The 17,590-nt window shown below is 73.8% G+C and carries 14 protein-coding genes and 1 pseudogene; 13 read left to right on the top strand and 2 right to left on the bottom strand.

Going from position 1 to position 17,590, the window contains the following annotated elements:
• Positions 1-225: 225 nt before the first annotated feature.
• The 7 genes from GA0070558_RS05960 (at position 226) to GA0070558_RS05930 (ending at position 9,031) form a co-directional block, all read left to right on the top strand.
• On the top strand, positions 226-1,434 hold the full coding sequence (locus tag GA0070558_RS05960; RefSeq protein ID WP_091276606.1) for a PP2C family protein-serine/threonine phosphatase: 1,209 nt from the start codon (positions 226-228) through the stop codon (positions 1,432-1,434).
• Positions 1,431-3,230: a sensor histidine kinase gene (locus GA0070558_RS05955; protein WP_256091775.1), complete on the top strand. Its 1,800-nt coding sequence runs from the start codon at positions 1,431-1,433 to the stop codon at positions 3,228-3,230. The genes GA0070558_RS05960 and GA0070558_RS05955 overlap by 4 nt, the downstream gene beginning before the upstream one ends.
• Positions 3,227-3,679, top strand: coding sequence for a response regulator (locus tag GA0070558_RS05950; RefSeq protein WP_074472456.1), 453 nt, complete (start codon positions 3,227-3,229; stop codon positions 3,677-3,679). The genes GA0070558_RS05955 and GA0070558_RS05950 overlap by 4 nt, the downstream gene beginning before the upstream one ends.
• On the top strand, positions 3,672-4,514 hold the full coding sequence (locus GA0070558_RS05945) for an inositol monophosphatase family protein (RefSeq protein WP_091276599.1): 843 nt from the start codon (positions 3,672-3,674) through the stop codon (positions 4,512-4,514). The genes GA0070558_RS05950 and GA0070558_RS05945 overlap by 8 nt, the downstream gene beginning before the upstream one ends.
• Before the next feature lie 145 nt (positions 4,515-4,659).
• On the top strand, positions 4,660-5,673 hold the full coding sequence (locus tag GA0070558_RS05940) for a coiled-coil domain-containing protein (RefSeq protein ID WP_091276758.1): 1,014 nt from the start codon (positions 4,660-4,662) through the stop codon (positions 5,671-5,673).
• A 36-nt stretch (positions 5,674-5,709) separates the two neighbouring features.
• A complete protein-coding gene (locus GA0070558_RS05935) occupies positions 5,710-7,284 on the top strand; it encodes a fused MFS/spermidine synthase (protein WP_091276596.1) in 1,575 nt (524 codons plus the stop codon).
• A 70-nt stretch (positions 7,285-7,354) separates the two neighbouring features.
• The gene (locus GA0070558_RS05930; protein WP_091276594.1) at positions 7,355-9,031 is read left to right on the top strand and encodes a serine/threonine-protein kinase; all 1,677 of its coding nucleotides are present in this window, start codon (positions 7,355-7,357) and stop codon (positions 9,029-9,031) included.
• Positions 9,032-9,066: 35 nt separating this feature from the next.
• Here GA0070558_RS05930 and GA0070558_RS05925 read toward each other — a convergent pair whose 3' ends face one another.
• Together GA0070558_RS05925 and GA0070558_RS05920 are read right to left on the bottom strand one after the other, a co-directional pair.
• Positions 9,067-9,699 (bottom strand): potassium channel family protein, encoded by a 633-nt coding sequence (locus GA0070558_RS05925; protein ID WP_176734118.1) that lies wholly within the window; start codon positions 9,697-9,699, stop codon positions 9,067-9,069.
• A gap of 25 nt (positions 9,700-9,724) precedes the next feature.
• Positions 9,725-11,059 carry a TrkH family potassium uptake protein gene (locus GA0070558_RS05920; RefSeq protein ID WP_091276588.1) on the bottom strand — a complete coding sequence of 445 codons (1,335 nt, stop codon included), beginning with the start codon at positions 11,057-11,059 and terminating at the stop codon, positions 9,725-9,727.
• Positions 11,060-11,164: 105 nt separating this feature from the next.
• On the opposite strand from GA0070558_RS05920, the pseudogene GA0070558_RS05915 reads away from it, so the two are divergent.
• From GA0070558_RS05915 to GA0070558_RS05890, 6 genes and pseudogenes are all read left to right on the top strand, one after another.
• A pseudogene (locus tag GA0070558_RS05915) lies at positions 11,165-12,167 on the top strand (glycerophosphodiester phosphodiesterase family protein).
• 733 nt (positions 12,168-12,900) lie between these two features.
• Complete coding sequence (locus GA0070558_RS05910; RefSeq protein WP_091276585.1) at positions 12,901-14,106, top strand: substrate-binding domain-containing protein; 1,206 nt, start codon at positions 12,901-12,903, stop codon at positions 14,104-14,106.
• Between the two features lie 3 nt (positions 14,107-14,109).
• The gene (locus GA0070558_RS05905) at positions 14,110-14,853 is read left to right on the top strand and encodes an ABC transporter ATP-binding protein (RefSeq protein ID WP_043965379.1); all 744 of its coding nucleotides are present in this window, start codon (positions 14,110-14,112) and stop codon (positions 14,851-14,853) included.
• A complete protein-coding gene (locus tag GA0070558_RS05900) occupies positions 14,850-15,581 on the top strand; it encodes an ABC transporter ATP-binding protein (RefSeq protein WP_077938240.1) in 732 nt (243 codons plus the stop codon). Before GA0070558_RS05905 ends, GA0070558_RS05900 begins: the two co-directional genes overlap by 4 nt.
• Positions 15,578-16,468, top strand: a complete 891-nt coding sequence (locus GA0070558_RS05895; RefSeq protein WP_091276581.1) for a branched-chain amino acid ABC transporter permease — start codon at positions 15,578-15,580, stop codon at positions 16,466-16,468. Before GA0070558_RS05900 ends, GA0070558_RS05895 begins: the two co-directional genes overlap by 4 nt.
• Positions 16,465-17,580: a branched-chain amino acid ABC transporter permease gene (locus GA0070558_RS05890; protein WP_091276577.1), complete on the top strand. Its 1,116-nt coding sequence runs from the start codon at positions 16,465-16,467 to the stop codon at positions 17,578-17,580. Before GA0070558_RS05895 ends, GA0070558_RS05890 begins: the two co-directional genes overlap by 4 nt.
• Positions 17,581-17,590: the final 10 nt, after the last annotated feature.

The raw sequence follows: 17,590 nt of genomic DNA, 5'->3' as shown, positions 1-17,590 counted from the left end.
TCGGGCCCCGCGGCGGGACTCCCCGCGGCACTTGTTCCCTTTGTCCGCGCCGGGTGGTGACCGGCGGCATCCCGTCCGTGCCGGACCCGTCGTGTTGTGTGGGAGCGTTGTCTAATACAGGATCAGCAGGGCACTCGGAAGGAGCCCGACATCACCAGCGATCTCCCGCGTCCCGGTGCGGTGACGCGGCCGCCCCGGGGGGCCGGCTCTGCCGGTTCCTCCGTCGTGCCCCGGGCGTTCCCGGCCGCCGGCGGCCTGGGTCACCACCCGGTGCTGCCGCCCGGCGAGCGGCTGCGGGTGCTGCTGGTCGAGGACGACGAGGGCGACGCCTTCCTGGTCGGCGAGTTGCTCGCCGAGACCAACTCGTCGATCGACCTGCTGGTCGCGACCAGCCTGAGCGAGGCCCGGCAGCGGGTGATGGGCGTCGACTGCGTGCTGCTCGACCTCGGCCTGCCCGACGCGCAGGGGCTGGACGGGCTGCGCCAGGTCCTGGAGATGTCCAGCGGCGCGGCGGTCTGCGTGCTGACCGGGCGCTCCGACGAGCACCTGGGCATCGTCGCGGTCGCCGAGGGCGCGCAGGACTACCTGGTCAAGGGCCAGGTCGACGGGGTGCTGCTGACCCGGGCGCTGCGCTACGCGGTGGAGCGCAAGCGGGCCGACGTCAACGCGCGGCGGCTGCGCGAGGTGGAGCTGCGCCAGGCCGAGTCGGCCCGGTTGGAGCGCGGCCTGCTGCCCCAGCCGCTGATGTCGACCGACGAGGTCGCGGTGCACACGTTCTACCGGCCCGGCCGGCACGCGGCGCTCATCGGCGGCGACTTCTACGACGTGGTGCAGACCCGCCCGGACCGGGTGGACCTGATCGTCGGCGACGTCTGCGGGCACGGCGTGGACGAGGCGGCGCTGGGGGTGGAGCTGCGGGTGGCGTGGCGGGCGCTCGTGCTGGCCGGGGTGCCCGACGACGAGGTGCTGCCGGCCCTGGAGCAGGTGCTGATGAGCGAGCGCCGGCTCCAGGAGATCTTCGCCACCGTGGCGACCGCCCGGCTCGACCTGGCCGGCAACGCCGCCACGGTGCGCCTCGCGGGGCATCCGCCGCCGCTGCTGCTGTCCGGGGGCAAGGTCGCGCCCGTCCCGGCGCCGGGCGGCCTGCTGCTGGGCGTCCGTCCCCGCCGTCCCGTGGCCTTCGACCTGGAGTTCGACACCGATGACTGGTCCCTGTTGATGTACACCGACGGCCTGATCGAGGGGCGCGTCGGCGACGGCGACGAGCGGCTCGACGTCCCCGGCCTGACCGAGCTGCTCGGCGACCGGGACAATCTCGCCGTGCCGCTGGCCGAGCTGCCGGCGTGGCTGGTCGGGCGGGCCGAGCAGATCAACGGTGGCCCGCTCGCCGACGACGTCGCCATGCTCCTGGTCACCCGGGGCGGTGGCCGGTGACGGCACGCACCGCCGGCTGGACCCTGCGCCGCCGGGTCGTCGCGCTGCTCACCGTCGTGGGCGTGCTGCTGGGCGCGTCGGTGGCGGTGGAGATCGCCGTGGCCGCGAAGAACCGCGACTACACCCACTCGGTGCTCGACCGCACCGGCCCGCTGCGCGCCCAGTCGCAGGAGCTGCTCAGCGTGCTGGTCGACCAGGAGACGGCGATCCGGGGGTACGCGCTGACCGGCGACCGCCGGGACCTCGAACCGTACGTGCAGGGCGGCGAGCGCGAGCAGCAACTCTACCGCAGCATGCGCGGCCTGATCGGCGTCTACCCGGGGCTGGCCCGCCAGCTCGACGCGGTCGAGGTGGAGGCGGGCCAGTGGCGCAGCACGGTCGCCGAGCCGGTGATCCGCACCACCGAGGAGCAGGGCACCACCGCCGGGCGGGCGTTGATCACGGAGGACTCCCGGCAGCGCTTCGACGTCATCCGCACGTCGGTGAGCCAGCTCCAGGAGGGCATCCTCGTCGAGCGCGAGAAGGGCGCCGACAACATCTACCGCACCAGCAGCATGCTGGTGCTGCTGCTGGTCGGGGCGGCGATGGTGGTGGCGGTCGCCGGGGCGGTGCTGCTGATCTCGCTGGAGCGGATGGTGGTCCGGCCGCTGACGGGCCTGGCCGAGCAGGTCCGCGAGGTGGCCAGGGGCGACTTCCAGCACCGCATCGCCGGCTCCGGGCCGCCGGAGTTCCTGCGGCTCGCCGACGACGTGGACGCGATGCGCCAGAAGATCGCCAAGGACCTGGCCGAGGTGCGGGAGGCGCGGGAACGCATCGAGTGGGTCAACAGCCAGCTCCAGAAGCAGGCCGAGGAGCTGGTCCGGTCCAACCGGGACCTGGAGCAGTTCGCGTACGTCGCCTCGCACGACCTGCAGGAGCCGCTGCGTAAGGTAGCCAGCTTCTGCCAGCTCCTGCAGCGCCGGTACGCGGGGCAGCTCGACGAGCGCGCCGACCAGTACATCGCGTTCGCCGTGGACGGCGCGCAGCGGATGCAGCGGCTCATCAACGACCTGCTGGCGTTCTCCCGGATCGGGCGGCTCACCACCGGCTTCACCGAGGTCGACCTCAACGGGGTGATGGGCGACGTGGCGGGGCAGACCGAGGCCGCCCGGCAGTACGCCGACGGCGAGCTGACCTGGGACGCGCTGCCGACGATCCGGGGCGAGGAGCCCCTGCTGACGAACCTGCTGGCCAACCTGGTCAGCAACTCGATCAAGTTCCGCCGCCCGGACGTGCCGCCGAGGGTGCACGTCTCCGCGCGGCTGGTGGGCGACGAGTGGGAGATCAGCTGCCAGGACAACGGCATCGGCATCGAGCCGGAGTTCGCGGACAAGATCTTCGTGATCTTCCAGCGGCTGCACTCCAAGGACGCGTACCCGGGCACCGGCATCGGGCTGGCGATCGTGAAGAAGATCGTCGAATACCACGGCGGCCGGGTCTGGGTGGACACCGACACCGCCGAGGGCACCGCGATCCGGTTCACCCTCCCGGCGCTGCCCGAGGACGTGGAGGCGGCCGCGCGGGCCGCCGAGCAGCCGCCGGCCGACGAGGCGACGGGCGACGAGGCAACGACGGGCGACGAGCCGGCGACCGGCGAGGCGACGGCGGCCGGGGCCGACCCCGTGGAGGGCGGCGCGCCGGTCGAGCCGGCCGACGACGGCGGGGCCCGGGTGGAGGTGCCCCGGCCACGCGGCGCGCGGGCGGAGGGGACCGACGGGACCCAGGACAGCGACGGCACGAAGGAGGCGGTGGGATGACCGCGCCCGCAGACGGCAAGAGCCCGATCGAGGTCCTGCTGGTCGAGGACGACCCGGGCGACGTGTTGATGACCCAGGAGGCGTTCGAGGAGCACAAGCTCCGCAACCGGCTGACCGTCGTCTCCGACGGCGCGGAGGCTTTGGCCTACCTGCGCCGGGAGGGCAAGTACGCGGACGCGGTGACGCCGGACCTGATCCTGCTCGACCTGAACCTGCCCCGCCGGGACGGCCGGGAGGTGCTGGAGGAGATAAAGCAGGACGAGCAGCTCTGCCGCATCCCGGTGGTGGTGCTGACCACCTCCCAGGCCGACGAGGACATCCTGCGCAGCTACCAGCTGCACGCGAACGCGTACGTCACGAAGCCGGTCGACTTCGAGCGGTTCATCGCGGTGGTCCGGCAGATCGACGAGTTCTTCGTCAGCGTGGTGAAGTTGCCGCCGCGTGGCTGACCTCACCGACACCCTGACCGACGACGTCGCCGAGCTGCTGCACCGGGCGGCGACGGACGTCGTGCTGCCCCTGTTCCAGCAGCTCGACGACGCCGACGTGACGGAGAAGGCCCCCGGTGACCTGGTCACCGTCGCCGACCAGCGGGCCGAGGAGCTGATCAGCGCCGGGTTGCGCCGGCTGCGCCCCGCTTCGGTGGTGGTCGGCGAGGAGGCGGTCGCCGACGACCCGTCCCTGCTCGGGCATCTGCGCCCCGGCGGGGCCGGCGGGCACCTGAGCGGCGGCGACGTCTGGCTGGTCGACCCCGTCGACGGCACCGCCAACTTCGCCGCCGGCAGGCGCCCGTTCGCGCTGATGGTGGCGCTGCTGACCGGCGGGGAGCAGGTCGGCGCGTGGGTGCTGGACCCGCTGGGCGGGACCCTGGCCGTCGCCCGCGCGGGCCACGGCACGACGGTGAACGGCGCGTCGGTGCGTATCGGCGATGCCGTGCCGCCGCCCGGTGAGCTGCGCGGCACGGCGATGACCCAGTTCCTGCCGCCGAAGCTGCGGCGGCGGGCCGAGGCCGGCGGGGAGCGCATCGGCGCGCTGCTGCCCGGCCAGCACTGCGCCGGTCGGGAATACCTCGACATGCTCGTCGGCGAGCAACAGTTCGTGCTCTTCTGGCGCACCCTGCCGTGGGACCACGCACCCGGGGCGCTGCTGGTCCGCGAGGCCGGCGGGGTGGCCCGCCGGTTCGACGGCAGCGACTACCACCCGGCCGAGGACGCGCCGGGGTTGCTGGTCGCCGCGAACGAGCGGGTGTGGGCCGAGGCCCGCGAGGCATTGATCCTCGACTGAGATCCGTGGGAGCCTCCGCCGGGGCGTCCGCCGCCGTCCGGTCCGGTATCCTGACCGGCGGTCTCCGCCAGCGGGCCGTCGCCCGGCGTCGGTGGGGGCCGCCGCGCACCACCGGGAGCCGGTGGTCGAGGGAAGGGACGCCGCCGTGCCCAGGACCAGCCTCATCCGGCGTCGCGGCCGGGAGCCGCTGACCGTGCTGCTCGTCGCCGTGGCGCTGCTGCTCGGCGTGGGCGCCGTGCCGGCCGCCGCCGAACCCAACGAGGGCGGCACGAAGAAGCTGCGCGAGGCGCTGGAGTCCGCCGCCAAGGGACACATCGAGGCCAAGGCGAAGCTCGACAACTCCAAGCGCCGGCAGCAGCTGCTCACCACCCAGCTCAAGACCGTCGAGACCCGGCTGGTGGGGCTGACCGCGCAGGTCGGCGAGGTGGCCGCGCAGTCGTACCGGCTGGGCCGGATGACCGCGCCGGCGCTGCTCATCCAGTCGGTGTCCCCGGAGGCGTTCCTGAACCGCGCCGTCGAGCTGGACGTGATGGCCCAGCGGGACAGCCGCCGGCTGCGCGAGATGATCGAGACCCGGGACGAGGCGAACCGCGCCAAGATCGCCATCGACGCCGAGGTGCGGGAGCAGCAGAAGCAGCTCGCGGCGCTGGCCAAGAAGAAGCGGGAGGCCGAGACCGCGCTCGCGGCGGTCAGCTCCGGCAGCGGCTCCGGGTTCAGCGGCGGCTCCGCCTCGGCCAAGCCGGCCCCGCGCAACTCCGACGGCAGCTGGCCGTCCGAGTCCTGCTCGGTCAACGACCCGACCACCTCCGGCTGCATCACCCCGCGCACCCTGCACGCCCTCCAGCAGGCCAAGGCCGCCGGCTACAAGCGGTACGTCTCCTGCTACCGCAGCGGCGGCAGCGGCGAGCACCCCAAGGGTCGGGCCTGCGATTTCTCCGCCGCCACCAACGGCTTCAAGGACGAGACGGCCACCGGCGGCGACAAGGCGTACGGCGACAGCCTGGCCAACTACTTCAAGAACAACGCCAGCCGGCTCGGCGTGCTCTACGTGATCTGGTACAGGCAGATCTGGATGCCGAACACCGGGTGGCGGGCGTACAGCGGCAGCGGCAGCCCCGCCGCCGACCACACGAACCATGTTCATCTCTCGATGTACTGACCCGGGGGCCCAGCTTCGCTGCGTACCATCGCGACGGTGAGCAGCTCATCGTCGCCCGCCGCCGTCGCGCAGGCGCGGCCCGCGCCGCCCCCCGCCCGCGCCCTGCCCAACGGTCTCGCCGCGTTCCTGGTCTTCTTCTCCAGCGGGGCGGTGCTCGTGCTGGAGACCGTCGCGCTGCGCCTCGTCGGCCCGTACGTCGGGGTCACCCTGGAGGTGACCAGCTCCGTCATCGGCATCGCGCTGGGCGCGATCGCGTACGGGGCGTGGACGGGCGGCTGGCTGGCCGACCGACGGGACCCGCGCGCCCTGATCGCCCCGGCGCTGGTGCTGGCCGGCATCGCCACGGCCGTCACCCTCCCCGTCGTCCGGTACGCGGGCGAGGTGCTGCGCGGCGGGGCGGCCAGCGCCGTGCTGCTGCTCACCGCGCTCGCCGTGTTCGTGCCGGCGGCGCTGCTCGCGGCGGTCACCCCGCTCGTGGTGAAGCTCCAACTCGCCGACCTGCGCCGCACCGGGCAGGTCGTCGGCCGACTCTCCGGCATCGGCACGCTGGGCGGCATCACGGCCACCCTGCTGACCGGCTTCGTGCTCGTCGCCGCGCTGCCCAGCAGCGTCATCCTGCTCGCCCTCGCCGTGCTGCTCGGCGGCACCGGGCTGGGGCTCGGCGCGTACCTGCACCGGCAGGGGCGGGCGGGGCTGGCCGGGGCGGGGGCGGGGCTGCCCGGCCCGGGCCGGACGAAGGCCGTCCTCGCGGTGCTCGGGCTGGCCGGGGCGGGACTGACCACCGTCGCCCCGAACCCGTGCGACGTGGAGACGGCGTACCACTGCGCGTCGGTGGAGACCGATCCCGGCCGGCCGTCCGGGCGGACGCTGCTGCTCAACTCCGCCCAGCACTCGTACGTCGACCTGGCCGACCCCACCCATTTGGAGTACGCGTACACGCAGTGGATCGGCGCGGCGGCCGACGTGGCCGCCCCCGCCGGGCAACGCCTGGACGCCCTGCACCTGGGCGGCGGCGGCTTCACCGTGCCGCGCTACCTGACCGCCACCCGGCCCGGCACCGACAACGCGGTCTTCGAGATCGACGGCGGCCTCGTCGAGCTGGACCGCCGGGAGCTGGGCGTGCGCCCCGGGCCGGGCCTGCGCATCGAGGCCGGCGACGCCCGGGTGCTGCTCGACGCGGAGCCCGCCGACAGCCGCGACCTGGTGGTCGGCGACGCGTTCGGGCACCTCGTGGTGCCGTGGCACCTCGCCACCCGGGAGATGGCCGCCGGGATCAACCGGGTGCTGCGCCCCGGCGGGATCTACGTGCAGAACGTCATCGACTACCCGCCCGGCCGGTTCGTCCGCAGCGAACTGGCCACCGTCGCCGCCGCGTTCCGGCACGTCGCCCTGGTCGCCCCGCCCGACGCGGTCGCCGGCCGGACCGGCGCGAACTTCCTCATCGTCGCCTCCGACGCGCCGCTGCCGCTGGCTCCGCTCGCGGGCCGGGTCAACGCCCTGCCCGAGGCGGCGATCGTGCTCGCCGGCGACGTGCTGACGTCCTTCGTCGGGGACGCGCTGGTGCTCACCGACGACTACGCCCCCGTGGACCAACTGCTCGCTACCGCCTGAAAGGGTGAAACCCTGACCGATTCTGACCGTGCGGGGTTAGGACGGCGCGGGTCGGGCAAAACCTCCGACCATGGGTGGAGCGGTCCGTAACGGCGCGCAGCTGCTCGGCGAGCGCTACCGGCTCGTCGAGCAGCTCGGCGCGGGCGGCATGTCCGTCGTGTGGCGCGGCTACGACGAGGTGCTGGGCCGGCAGGTCGCGGTGAAGGTGCTCGCCTCCCGGCTGGCCAGCGACCGGGCGTTCCGGCACCGGCTCCGCGCCGAGGCCCAGGCCGCCGCCCGGCTCTGCCACCCCAACATCACCAACGTGTACGACTACGGCGAGTCCGAGCAGGTCGGGCTGACCGTCCCGTACGTCGTCATGGAGCTGGTCGACGGCGGGCCGCTCAGCGCCCGGCTCGGCCGCGACGGGACGCTGCCCTGGCGGGAGGCCGTGACCATCGGCGCTGAGGTCACCTCGGCGCTGGCCACCGCGCACGCCCGGGGCGTGGTGCACCGCGACGTGACCCCGGGCAACGTCATGCTCACCTCCACCGGCGTGAAGGTCGTCGACTTCGGCATCTCGGCGCTGGCCGGGGAGAGCGAGAAGGGCGCGGAGGGCACGCTGCTCGGCACCCCCGCCTACCTGGCCCCGGAGCGGCTGGACAACGGCCAGGTCTCCCCGGCCACCGACGTGTACGCCCTCGGCCTGCTGCTCTACCGGATGCTCACCGGCCGGCTGCCCTGGCAGGCGAGCACCACCACCCAGATGCTGCGCGCCCACATGTACGCCGAGCCCGAGCCGATGCCGGACGTGCCGGGGCTGCCCGTCGAGGTGGCCGGGCTGGTGCACCGCTGCCTGGCCAAGCGCCCCGAGGACCGCCCGGCCACCGCCGAGGTGGCCCGCACCCTCGCCGACGCGGCCGGGATGCTCGCCACGGTTCCGGTGCCGTCCGCGCCGGCCGGGGGCGACCCGGCCCGGCTCGACCCGGACGTGCTCGCCAACGCCGGCACCACGATCCTGCCCTGGTCGACGGAGACCGGCGCGCTGCCCTTTCCCGGCCGCACCCGCGCCCGGCGGGCGGTGGCGCGGCGGCGTCGGGTCGAGGCGGGGGTGGCGGCGGCCGGCCTGGTGGCGGTCACCGCGACGATGTGGGGGCTGACGTCCCGCAGCCCGGCCAGCGGCGGCATCGACCGGCCCATCGAGGCCCGGATGGGGCTGACCGGGCCGCCGCCCTGCGCCGTCGACTACGCGCTGCGCAAGGACTCCGGGAAGGACTTCACCGCCGAGCTGACCCTCACCAACACCTCCGAGCGGGAGCTGCGCGACTGGACGATGAGCTTCGCGTTCCCCGGCCAGCAGACCGTGACGAAGACCGACCCGGCCGTACGCCAGCAGGGGCGCACGGTCGAGGTGCGTCCCGCCGCCGGGCAGCCCGCGCTGGCGCCCGGCGCGGCCCGGAAGGTCGCGCTGACCGGCCGGTACACCGGCACGAACCCGCTGCCGCTGGAGTTCCGCCTCGGCGATGCCGAGTGCCGCGTACGCGTCTCCGGCGTCGCCGGGACCGTGCCCACCGTCAAGCCGACCGCCAAGCCGACGAAGGCCCCGGCGAAGCCCACCACGAAGAAGGCCACGGTCGCGAAGGCCGGCGGCCCGGGCGGCGGCGCGAACAGCGGCTCGGGCGGCGGCGCGAAGGCCCAGCCGGACAAGCCCGCGAAGCCCGGCCCGCCCGCCAAGCCCGGTGCGCCCGGCAAGGGCAAGGGGAAGTAGCCCGGCCCGGCTCAACCCGGCGCAGCGCAGCTGGCTCAGGTCAGCTCGGCGAAGCGCTGCACCTGGGCGATGCTGCCCTCCACGATCAGCACGCTGCCCGGGGCGAGGACGGTGCCCGGGTCGGCGTACCGGAACCGCTCGCCGGGCAGCTTCGCCCCGACCACCATCACCCCGTAGCGGTCCGCCGGGGCCAGCTCGCGCAGCGGCCGCCCGACCAGCGCGTCCGGCACCCGCACCTTGGCGATGGCGAAGTCGTCGCCGAACTCGATAAAGTCGAGCATCTTGCTGACGATCAGGTGCGCCACCCGTTCCCCGGTCTCCGCCTCCGGGAAGATCACGTGGCGGGCGCCGACGGAGCCGAGGATCTTCGCGTGCTTCTCCGAGGTGGCCCGCGCCCAGATCTCCGGCACGCCCAGCTCGGTCAGCCCGAGGACGGTCAGCACGCTCGCCTCCACGGACGCGCCGATCGCCACGACCACGCGCGGGAAGTCCGTCACGCCGAGCTGCCGCAGCGCCCCCTCCTCGGTCGCGTCGGCCTGCACCACCCGGTCCAGGTACGGCGACCAGCGCTGCACCCGTTCGCCGTCGCGGTCGATGGCCAGCACCTCGTGGCCGAGCTGGGTCAGCGAGCTGGCCAGGTGGCAGCCGAACCGCCCCAGCCCGATCACCGCGACGCCCCCGCCGTCTGGGTTCCTAGCCGACAATGGGTTGCTCCTCCGGGTAGCGGTACAGCCGTCGTCGGGTGTTCAACGCGATCGCCGACCCGAGGGTGAGCGGCCCGACCCGACCGACGTACATGAGGACGGTCAGCACGATCTGGCCCGGCTCGGCGACGGTCGACGCGACGCCCGAGGAGAGCCCGGTGGTGCTGAACGCCGAGGTCACCTCGAACAGCGCCCGGTGGTAGGCCATCCCCTCCGTGAGCAGCAGCATGAGGACGGTCCCGCCGACCACCAGCGCGACGCTGAGCAGGGCGACGGTCAGGGCCTGCCGCAGGCTGGCGGAGGACACCCGCCGCCGGCCCACGATGACGTCCGGCTCGCCGCGCAGCTCCGCCCAGATGGCGAAGCCGAGCAGGAAGAACGTGGCGACCTTGATCCCGCCCGCCGTGCTGGCGCTGCCGCCGCCGATGAACATCAACGCCACCAGCAGCGGGACGCTCTCCTCGTCCAGCCCCGCCGTGTCGAGGATGGCGAACCCGCCGGTGCGGATCACCGCGCTCTGGGTGAAGGTGGCCAGCACCTTGCCGGCGACGTCGTAGCCGCCGATGGTGCGCGGGTCGGGCCACTCGGCGGCGAGCAGCCCGACGAAGCCGACGACCAGCAGCACCGCGCTGCCCCACACGGTGAGCTTGGTGGCGATCGCCCAGCGGCCCGGCGTCCGCCACTCCCGGGACGCCTCGAACAGCGCGGGGAAGCCCAGCCCGCCGACGATCGTGCCGAACGCGATCGGCAGGCAGATCCACGGGTCCCGCGCGAACCCGACCAGGCTGTCGGAGAAGAGCGCGAAGCCGCCGTTGTTGAACCCCTGCACGGCGTGGAAGAAGCCGTACCAGAGGGCCCGGCCCGGCGGGTAGTCGTAGCCGAGCCAGAACCGGCCGGCGAGCACGGCGGTCATCACCAGCTCGCAGGCGGCCATGGTCCCCGCGATGCGCAGCAGCAGCCCGCGTACGTCGCCGATGCCGAACTCGGCGGTCTCGGCCTGCACCAGCAACCGGTTGCGCAGCCCGAGCTGCCGGGCGACCACGAGCACCACCAGGGTCGCGCCGCTGAGGATGCCGAACCCGCCGACCTGGGTCAGCACGGTGATCATCACCAGCCCGAACCCGTTCCAGTACGTCGGGGTGTCGACCACGGACAGGCCGGTGACGGAGACCGCCGAGGTGGCCGTGAAGAACGCCGTGCTGAACGGGGTGAACCGGTGTGCGTTGGTCGCCGCCGGCAGCATCAGCGCGCCGGTGCCGAGCAGGATCGCCGCCAGGAACCCGAACGGCACCAGCCGCACGGGGTGACGGAGAAACCGGTGCACCAGACAATCTTCCGTTCCCCGCCGACCGTCGGTGCCGAAACGGCCATCTGTCCGTCAACCCGCCCCGGTCTGCTGGGCGCGATCCCTCGACGACAGGAGACGGCGTTGCGACGTACCCTTTCCGCCCTCGGCCTGGCCGGCGCGCTGCTCGCGGCGGCCGTGGCGGTGCCGGCCATGAGCGCCTCGGCGAAGCCGGAGGCCGCCCCCGGTACCGCCCCGGACGCCGTCCCGCCGGCCGCCGCGGACCGGTCCCGGGCCGCCGACCGGCCGCTGGTCATCGGCCACCGGGGCGCGAGCGGCTACCGGCCCGAGCACACCCTGGAGGCGTACCGGCTGGCGATCCGGATGGGCGCCGACTACATCGAGCCGGACCTGGTCCCGACGAAGGACGGCCAGCTCGTCGCCCGGCACGAGAACGAGATCTCCGGTACGACCGACGTGGCGGCCCACCCCGAGTTCGCCACCCGCAAGGCCACCAAGACCATCGACGGGGTGTCGGTGACCGGCTTCACCGAGGACTTCACCCTCGCCGAGCTGAGGACGCTGCGGGCCAAGGAGCGGCTGCCCCAGGTGCGGGTCGCCAACACCGCGTTCGACGGCAAGCTCCCGGTGCCCACCCTCCAGGAGGTCATCGACCTGGCCCGCACCGAGAGCAAGGCCCGGGGCCGCACGATCGGCGTCTACCCCGAGACCAAGCACCCGAGCTACTTCGCCTCGATCGGGCTGCCCCTACGACTTCACCCTCGCCGGCGACCCCCGCACCTACGCCGACCTGGCCACCGCCTCCGGCCTCAAGTGGATCGCCGGGTACGCCGACGGCGTCGGCGCGAACAAGAACCTCATCGTCCCCCGGGACGCCGCCGGCAAGCTGCTCGCCCCCACCGCCCTGATCCGGGACGCTCACCGGCTCAAGCTGGTGGTGCACGCCTGGACGTTCCGGGCCGAGAACCAGTTCCTCCCGGCCGACTTCCGCATCGGCGCCGACCCGAACGCCCGCGGCGACATCACCGCCGAGTACGAGCTGTTCTACGGCCTCGGCCTGGACGGTGTCTTCGCCGACCAGCCGGACACCGCCGTCGCCGCCCGCGCCGGCCTGCCCCGCCACTGACCGAACTCGCACGAACGCGGCCCGCCCCCTCCGCCGGGGGCGGGCCGCGCTGGTGGGGCGTGCCGCGCTGGCCGGGTGCGCTACGGCTGGCCGGGTGCGCTGCGGCTGGCGGTGCGGCCCCCTGTTCTGCCGACTAGGGAGCTGATGTCGTAAATGGATCGGGCCCGCACCGTCACGATCCGAGCGCAAGTGGATCGGGCCCGCACCGTCACGTTCCGAGCGCAAGTGGATCGGGCCCGCACTGCCACGTTCCGGGCGCAGGTTGGTCAGGCCGCGTGACCACACCTGTCACCTGCCGGTGCAGCAGACCTGTCCGACCCGGGTCGAGCAGCTCCGGCTCGGTGCCGAGTCATCTGCGACATCAGCTCCCTAGCCGGCGAGAACAGGGGCCCGAGCCCAGGCGCAGCCCGTCATGTCGGGCAGGTGGGGGTATCGGCGAGGCAGGACACGCCCAGCTCCCCGACATGGAGTCGATCACCGCCGACCGCCGACCGCCGACCGCCGGCAGATGGCAGGTGGCGGTGGCGGGCGGCGACACACCGGCCGGTTGCCGGCGTGGCGATCGGCCCCCGGCACGTGCGGGGCGGCCGTGCTGCCATCGCATGACTGTCCGGGCGGGCCACCCATTCATCGGTACTTGTGTGTTTCCGCCACATGGCTCGTGGGTGACGTCACTTCTAGCGTGATCCGACACATGACGTTAACTTTCTCCGAGTCCTCACGTGGAGTCGAAATGACGGTCCGGACGACGCGGCGGGTGTTCCTCTCCGCCGCCACGATGATGGCCGCGACGCTCGCCGTCACGGCCTGTGGCAGCCCGCAGGACACCGCCTCCGGCGGCGGCGACGGTGCCGCCCCGGTGAAGGTCGGCCTGGTCTACTCCCAGTCGGGAGCGCTGGCCAGCTACGGCAAGCAGTACATCGAGGGGTTCCGGGCCGGGCTCGACTTCGCCACCAGGGGCACCGGCAAGGTCGGCGACCGGGCGATCGAGGTCACCGAGGTCGACGACGCGGGCGACCCGGCGAAGGCGGTGTCGGCGGCTAAGGACCTGATCGGCAAGGGCACGAAGATCATCGCCGGCTCGACGTCGTCGGGCGTGGCCCTCCAGGTGGCCCCGATCGCCGCCCAGAACAAGGTCCTGTTCATCTCCGGCCCGGCCGCCACCGACGCGGTGACCGGGGCGAACCGGTACACGTTCCGCTCGGGGCGGCAGTCCTACCAGGACGTGGTGACCGCGAAGTCGTTCATCGGCGACCCGACCGGCAAGAAGGTCGTCGTGTTCGCCCAGGATGGCGCGTTCGGCGACGCCAACGAGGCCGCCGTCAAGGCCGTCATCGGCGGTGCCGGGGCCACGGTGAGCAGCGTCCGCGCGCCGGCCAGCGCCACCGAGTTCACCCCGTTCGCCAGCCAGATCAGGTCTGCGAAGCCCGACCTGCTCTTCGTCGCCTGGGCCGGCACCACCGCCCCCGCCATGTGGCAGACCCTCGACCAGCAGGGCGTGCTCTCCTCGACCACGGTGGTGACCGGGCTGGACATCCGCGCGTCCTGGCCCACGTTCGGCGCGGCCGGTGCCAAGATCTCCTTCCTGTCGCACTGGTTCGACGGGGCCGCCGACACCGAGGCCGCGAAGGCCGCCAAGGCGAAGGTCCCCGGCGGCACCCTCGACCTGTTCCACCCCGACGGCTTCGCCGCCGCCCAGATGGTCGTGCGCGCGGTCGAGCAGGGTGGCGACGACGTGGACAAGATGATCGCCGGCCTGGAGGGCTGGAGCTTCGAGGGCGTCAAGGGCACCATGACGATCCGCGCCGAGGACCACGCCCTGCTCCAGCCGATGTTCCAGGCGAAGCTGGCCGGCAGCGGCAGCGCGTACACGGCGACCGCGCAGAAGAGCCTGACCGGCGACGAGACCGCGCCGCCGGTCGGCCAGATGAAGGGCTGACCCGTGCTCGCCACCCGCGCCCTGACCTGGCGCATCGGTGAGGTCGCCATCGTCGACGGCGTGCACCTCGACCTGGCGCCCGGCGAGTTCCTCGGCGTGATCGGGCCGAACGGCGCCGGCAAGACCTCCCTGTTCAACCTGATCACCGGCCTGCGCCCGCCGACAGCCGGCCAGGTGCTGCTCGACGGCGAGGACGTCACCGCCCTCCCGCCGCACCGGCGGGCCCGGCGCGGGCTGGGGCGTACGTTCCAGTCGTCGTCGGTGTTCGGGTCGCTCACCGTGCGGGAGAACGTGCGGCTCGCCGTACAGGCGCACCGGGGTGGCTCGATGAAGCTGTGGCGACGGGCGGCGGCCGACCGGGGGGTGGCCGCCGCCGCCGACGCGGCGCTCGACCGGGTCGGCCTGCACCACCGGGGTACGGCGCTCGCCGGCACCCTCGCCCACGGCGAGAAGCGCAAGCTGGAGATCGCCCTGCTGCTCGCCGGGGAGCCCCGGGTGATGCTGCTCGACGAGCCGATGGCCGGCGTCAGCGCCGAGGACGTGCCCGAGCTGGTCGCGGTGATCCGGTCGCTGACCGGCGACAGCGGCCGGTCCGTGCTCATGGTGGAACACCACATGGACGTGATCCTCGAACTGGCCGACCGGATCGCCGTGATGCACCACGGCGCGCTGCTGGCCTGCGACACCCCGGAGACCGTGATGGCCGACGCCACCGTCCAGGAGGCGTACCTGGGGGAGGCACTGTGACGGGCGAACCGGTCCTGACCGTCGCGGACCTGTCGGTGCGCATCGCCGGGCTGCACATCCTCCAAGGGGTGTCGTTCACCGTCGCGCCGACCGGCGTGACCGTGCTGCTCGGGCGCAACGGCGTCGGCAAGACCACCACCCTGCGCGCCGTCCTCGGGTTGACGCCCCGGGGCGGCGAGGCGCGCGGCACCGTGCGGATGGGCGGGCGGGACCTGCTCGACCGCCCCACCCACCGGCTCGTCCGCGCCGGGCTCGGCTATGTGCCGGAGGACCGCGACGTGTTCGCCGGGCTCACCGTCGCCGAGAACCTGCGGCTCGCCGAGCGGCGGGGCACCACCCCGGCGTACGACCGGGTCTTCGCGCTCTTCCCGGAGCTGGACCGGCGCGGACGGCAACGGGCCGGCTCGCTCTCCGGCGGGCAGCAGCAGATGCTCGCGATCGGCCGGGTGCTGCTCAACGACAACCGGCTGCTGCTGGTCGACGAGCCGACCAAGGGGTTGGCGCCGAAGGTGGTGACCGAGGTGGCCGAGGTGCTGGAACGCGTCGCCGAGACGGTGCCGGTGCTGCTGGTCGAGCAGAACCTCGCCGTGGTGCGCCGGCTCGCCACCGACGCCGTGGTGCTCTCCGCCGGCCGGGTCGCCTGGGCCGGCGGCGCGGGCGAGCTGCTGGGCTCGGCGGAGCTGACCCGCTCCCTGCTGGGCGTGGGCTCGGGGGAGGTGCGGGCGTGAACACGATCGTGCTGCTGACGCTGACCGGGCTCGGCCTGGCGGCGCTCTACTTCCTCGTCGCGTCCGGGCTGTCGCTGGTCTTCGGCCTCGCCGACGTGCTCAACTTCGCCCACGGGCTGTTCCTCGGCGTCGGCGCGTACGGGACGTGGTGGGCGGCGGGCAACCTGCCCGGTGCCGGCGGCGAGGGGCTCGGCTTCGTGCTCGCCGTCGCCTTCGGGGTGGCCGCCGGCACGGTCGTCGCCGTGCTCGTCGAGCTGGTGCTGATCCGGCCGCTGTACTCGCGCACCATCGAGCAGGTGCTCGTCACCGTCGGCCTGTCGCTGGCCGGGGTGGCGCTGCTCCAGGCCACCTGGGGCGCGGACGCCCGGCCGTTCCCCCGCCCCGCCTGGACCCGGCAGGTCACCGGGATCCTCGGCGCGCAGGTGCCCAACGGCGGGCTGCTGCTGATCGTCGCCGCCGCCGTGGTGCTGGGGGCGCTGCTGGCGTTCCTGCGCTGGACCCGGTACGGGCTGATCATCCGGGCCGGCGTGGAGAACCGGGAGATGGTCACCGCGCTGGGCATCGACGTGCGCAAGGCGTTCACCCTGGTCTTCGCCATCGGCGGGGCCGCCGCCGCGCTGGCCGGCGCGCTGGGCGGCGTCTACTTCGGCACCGTCTCGCCCGGCCAGGGCGGCTCGCTGCTGATCTTCGCGTTCATCGTGGTGGTGATCGGCGGCATGGGCTCCGTCGTCGGCTCCGCGTACGCGGCCGTCGCCGTCGGCCTGCTGCAACAGTTCGTCAACTACTACGGCGCGTCCGGCGTCGGCGACCTGTGCGTCGTCGCGCTGCTGGCCGTGGTGCTGCTGCTGCGCCCCCAGGGCATCGCCGGAAAGGTGGCTCACGCATGACCGACTCGATGGTCGAGGCGCCCCCGGCGCGGGTGCCGGACGAGCTGACCCCGCACCGGCGGGGCTGGCACGGGCTGCGGCCGTACCTGCCGCTGGTGGCGCTGGCCGTGGCGGCGGTCCTGCCGTACTCGACGCTGGAGCTGCCCGGGATCTTCGAGGGGCCGCTGAACTCGCCCGGCACCCTGCAACTGCTCGCCGTCTGTCTCGTCTTCGGCGGCCTCGCCGCCGGCTACGACCTGCTGTTCGGGCGCACCGGGATGCTCTCCTTCGGGCACGCCCTCTACTTCGCCGCCGGCGTGTACGGCACCGACATCCTGGTCACCCGGGCCGGGCTGCCGCTGTGGCAGGCCGCGCTGCTCACGATCGTCGGCGGGACGATCCTCGCCGGGCTGCTCGGCGCGGTGGCGCTGCGTACGGCCGGGATCGCGTTCGCCATGGTCACCCTCGCCTTCGCGCAGGTCGGGGCGATCCTGGTGGCCCGGGACTTCGGCGGGCTCACCGGCGGCGAGGAGGGGCTGCCGCTGGACGTGTCCGGGCTGCCCGCCGGGCTGGTCGGGGTGGCCAACACCGTCAACCTGTACTGGCTGGCGCTGGCGTACCTGGCCCTGGTGGTGTTCGTCGTGCACCGGGTGTCCGGGTCGCCGACGGGGCGGGTGCTCGCCGGCCTGCGCGACGACGAGCGGCGCATCGGCGTGCTCGGGCTCGACCCGTACCGGTTCAAGCTGGTCGCGTTCACCCTGGCCGGCGGGCTCGCGGCGGGCGGGGGCGTCGTCTACTGCCTGATCGTCGGCGGCGCGTCGCCGCACATCACCTCCAGCGAGCTGACCCTGTCGCTGCTGGTGATGGTGGTGCTCGGCGGCCCTGGCACCCGCTGGGGGCCGGTGCTCGGCGGCGTCGGCTACATGTACCTGGACCACCGGCTCACCGCGTTCGGCAGCAGCGACGCGGTGGAGTCGCTGCCGGCGTTCCTGAGCCGCCCCCTGAGCCAGCCGCTGTTCGTGCTGGGCACGGTGTTCATCCTGGCCGTCTACTTCTTCCCCGGCGGCCTGGCCAGCCTCCGCACCCGCCTCGGCCCGCTGGCCCGCCACCTGCCCGCCCGCCGCAGCCCTTGATCGACGGGGC

The organism is Micromonospora haikouensis (assembly GCF_900091595.1).
Taxonomy (GTDB): domain Bacteria; phylum Actinomycetota; class Actinomycetes; order Mycobacteriales; family Micromonosporaceae; genus Micromonospora; species Micromonospora haikouensis.
This window is presented reverse-complemented; position numbering and strand designations above follow the sequence as displayed.

What these genes read in the sequence shown, in the direction of transcription:
- GA0070558_RS05950 (WP_074472456.1), top strand. Translation starts at nt 3,227, where the DNA reads ATGACCGCGCCCGCAGACGGCAAGAGCCCGATCGAGGTCCTGCTGGTC.
- GA0070558_RS05930 (WP_091276594.1), top strand. Translation starts at nt 7,355, where the DNA reads ATGGGTGGAGCGGTCCGTAACGGCGCGCAGCTGCTCGGCGAGCGCTAC.
- GA0070558_RS05910 (WP_091276585.1), top strand. Translation starts at nt 12,901, where the DNA reads ATGACGGTCCGGACGACGCGGCGGGTGTTCCTCTCCGCCGCCACGATG.
- GA0070558_RS05890 (WP_091276577.1), top strand. Translation starts at nt 16,465, where the DNA reads ATGACCGACTCGATGGTCGAGGCGCCCCCGGCGCGGGTGCCGGACGAG.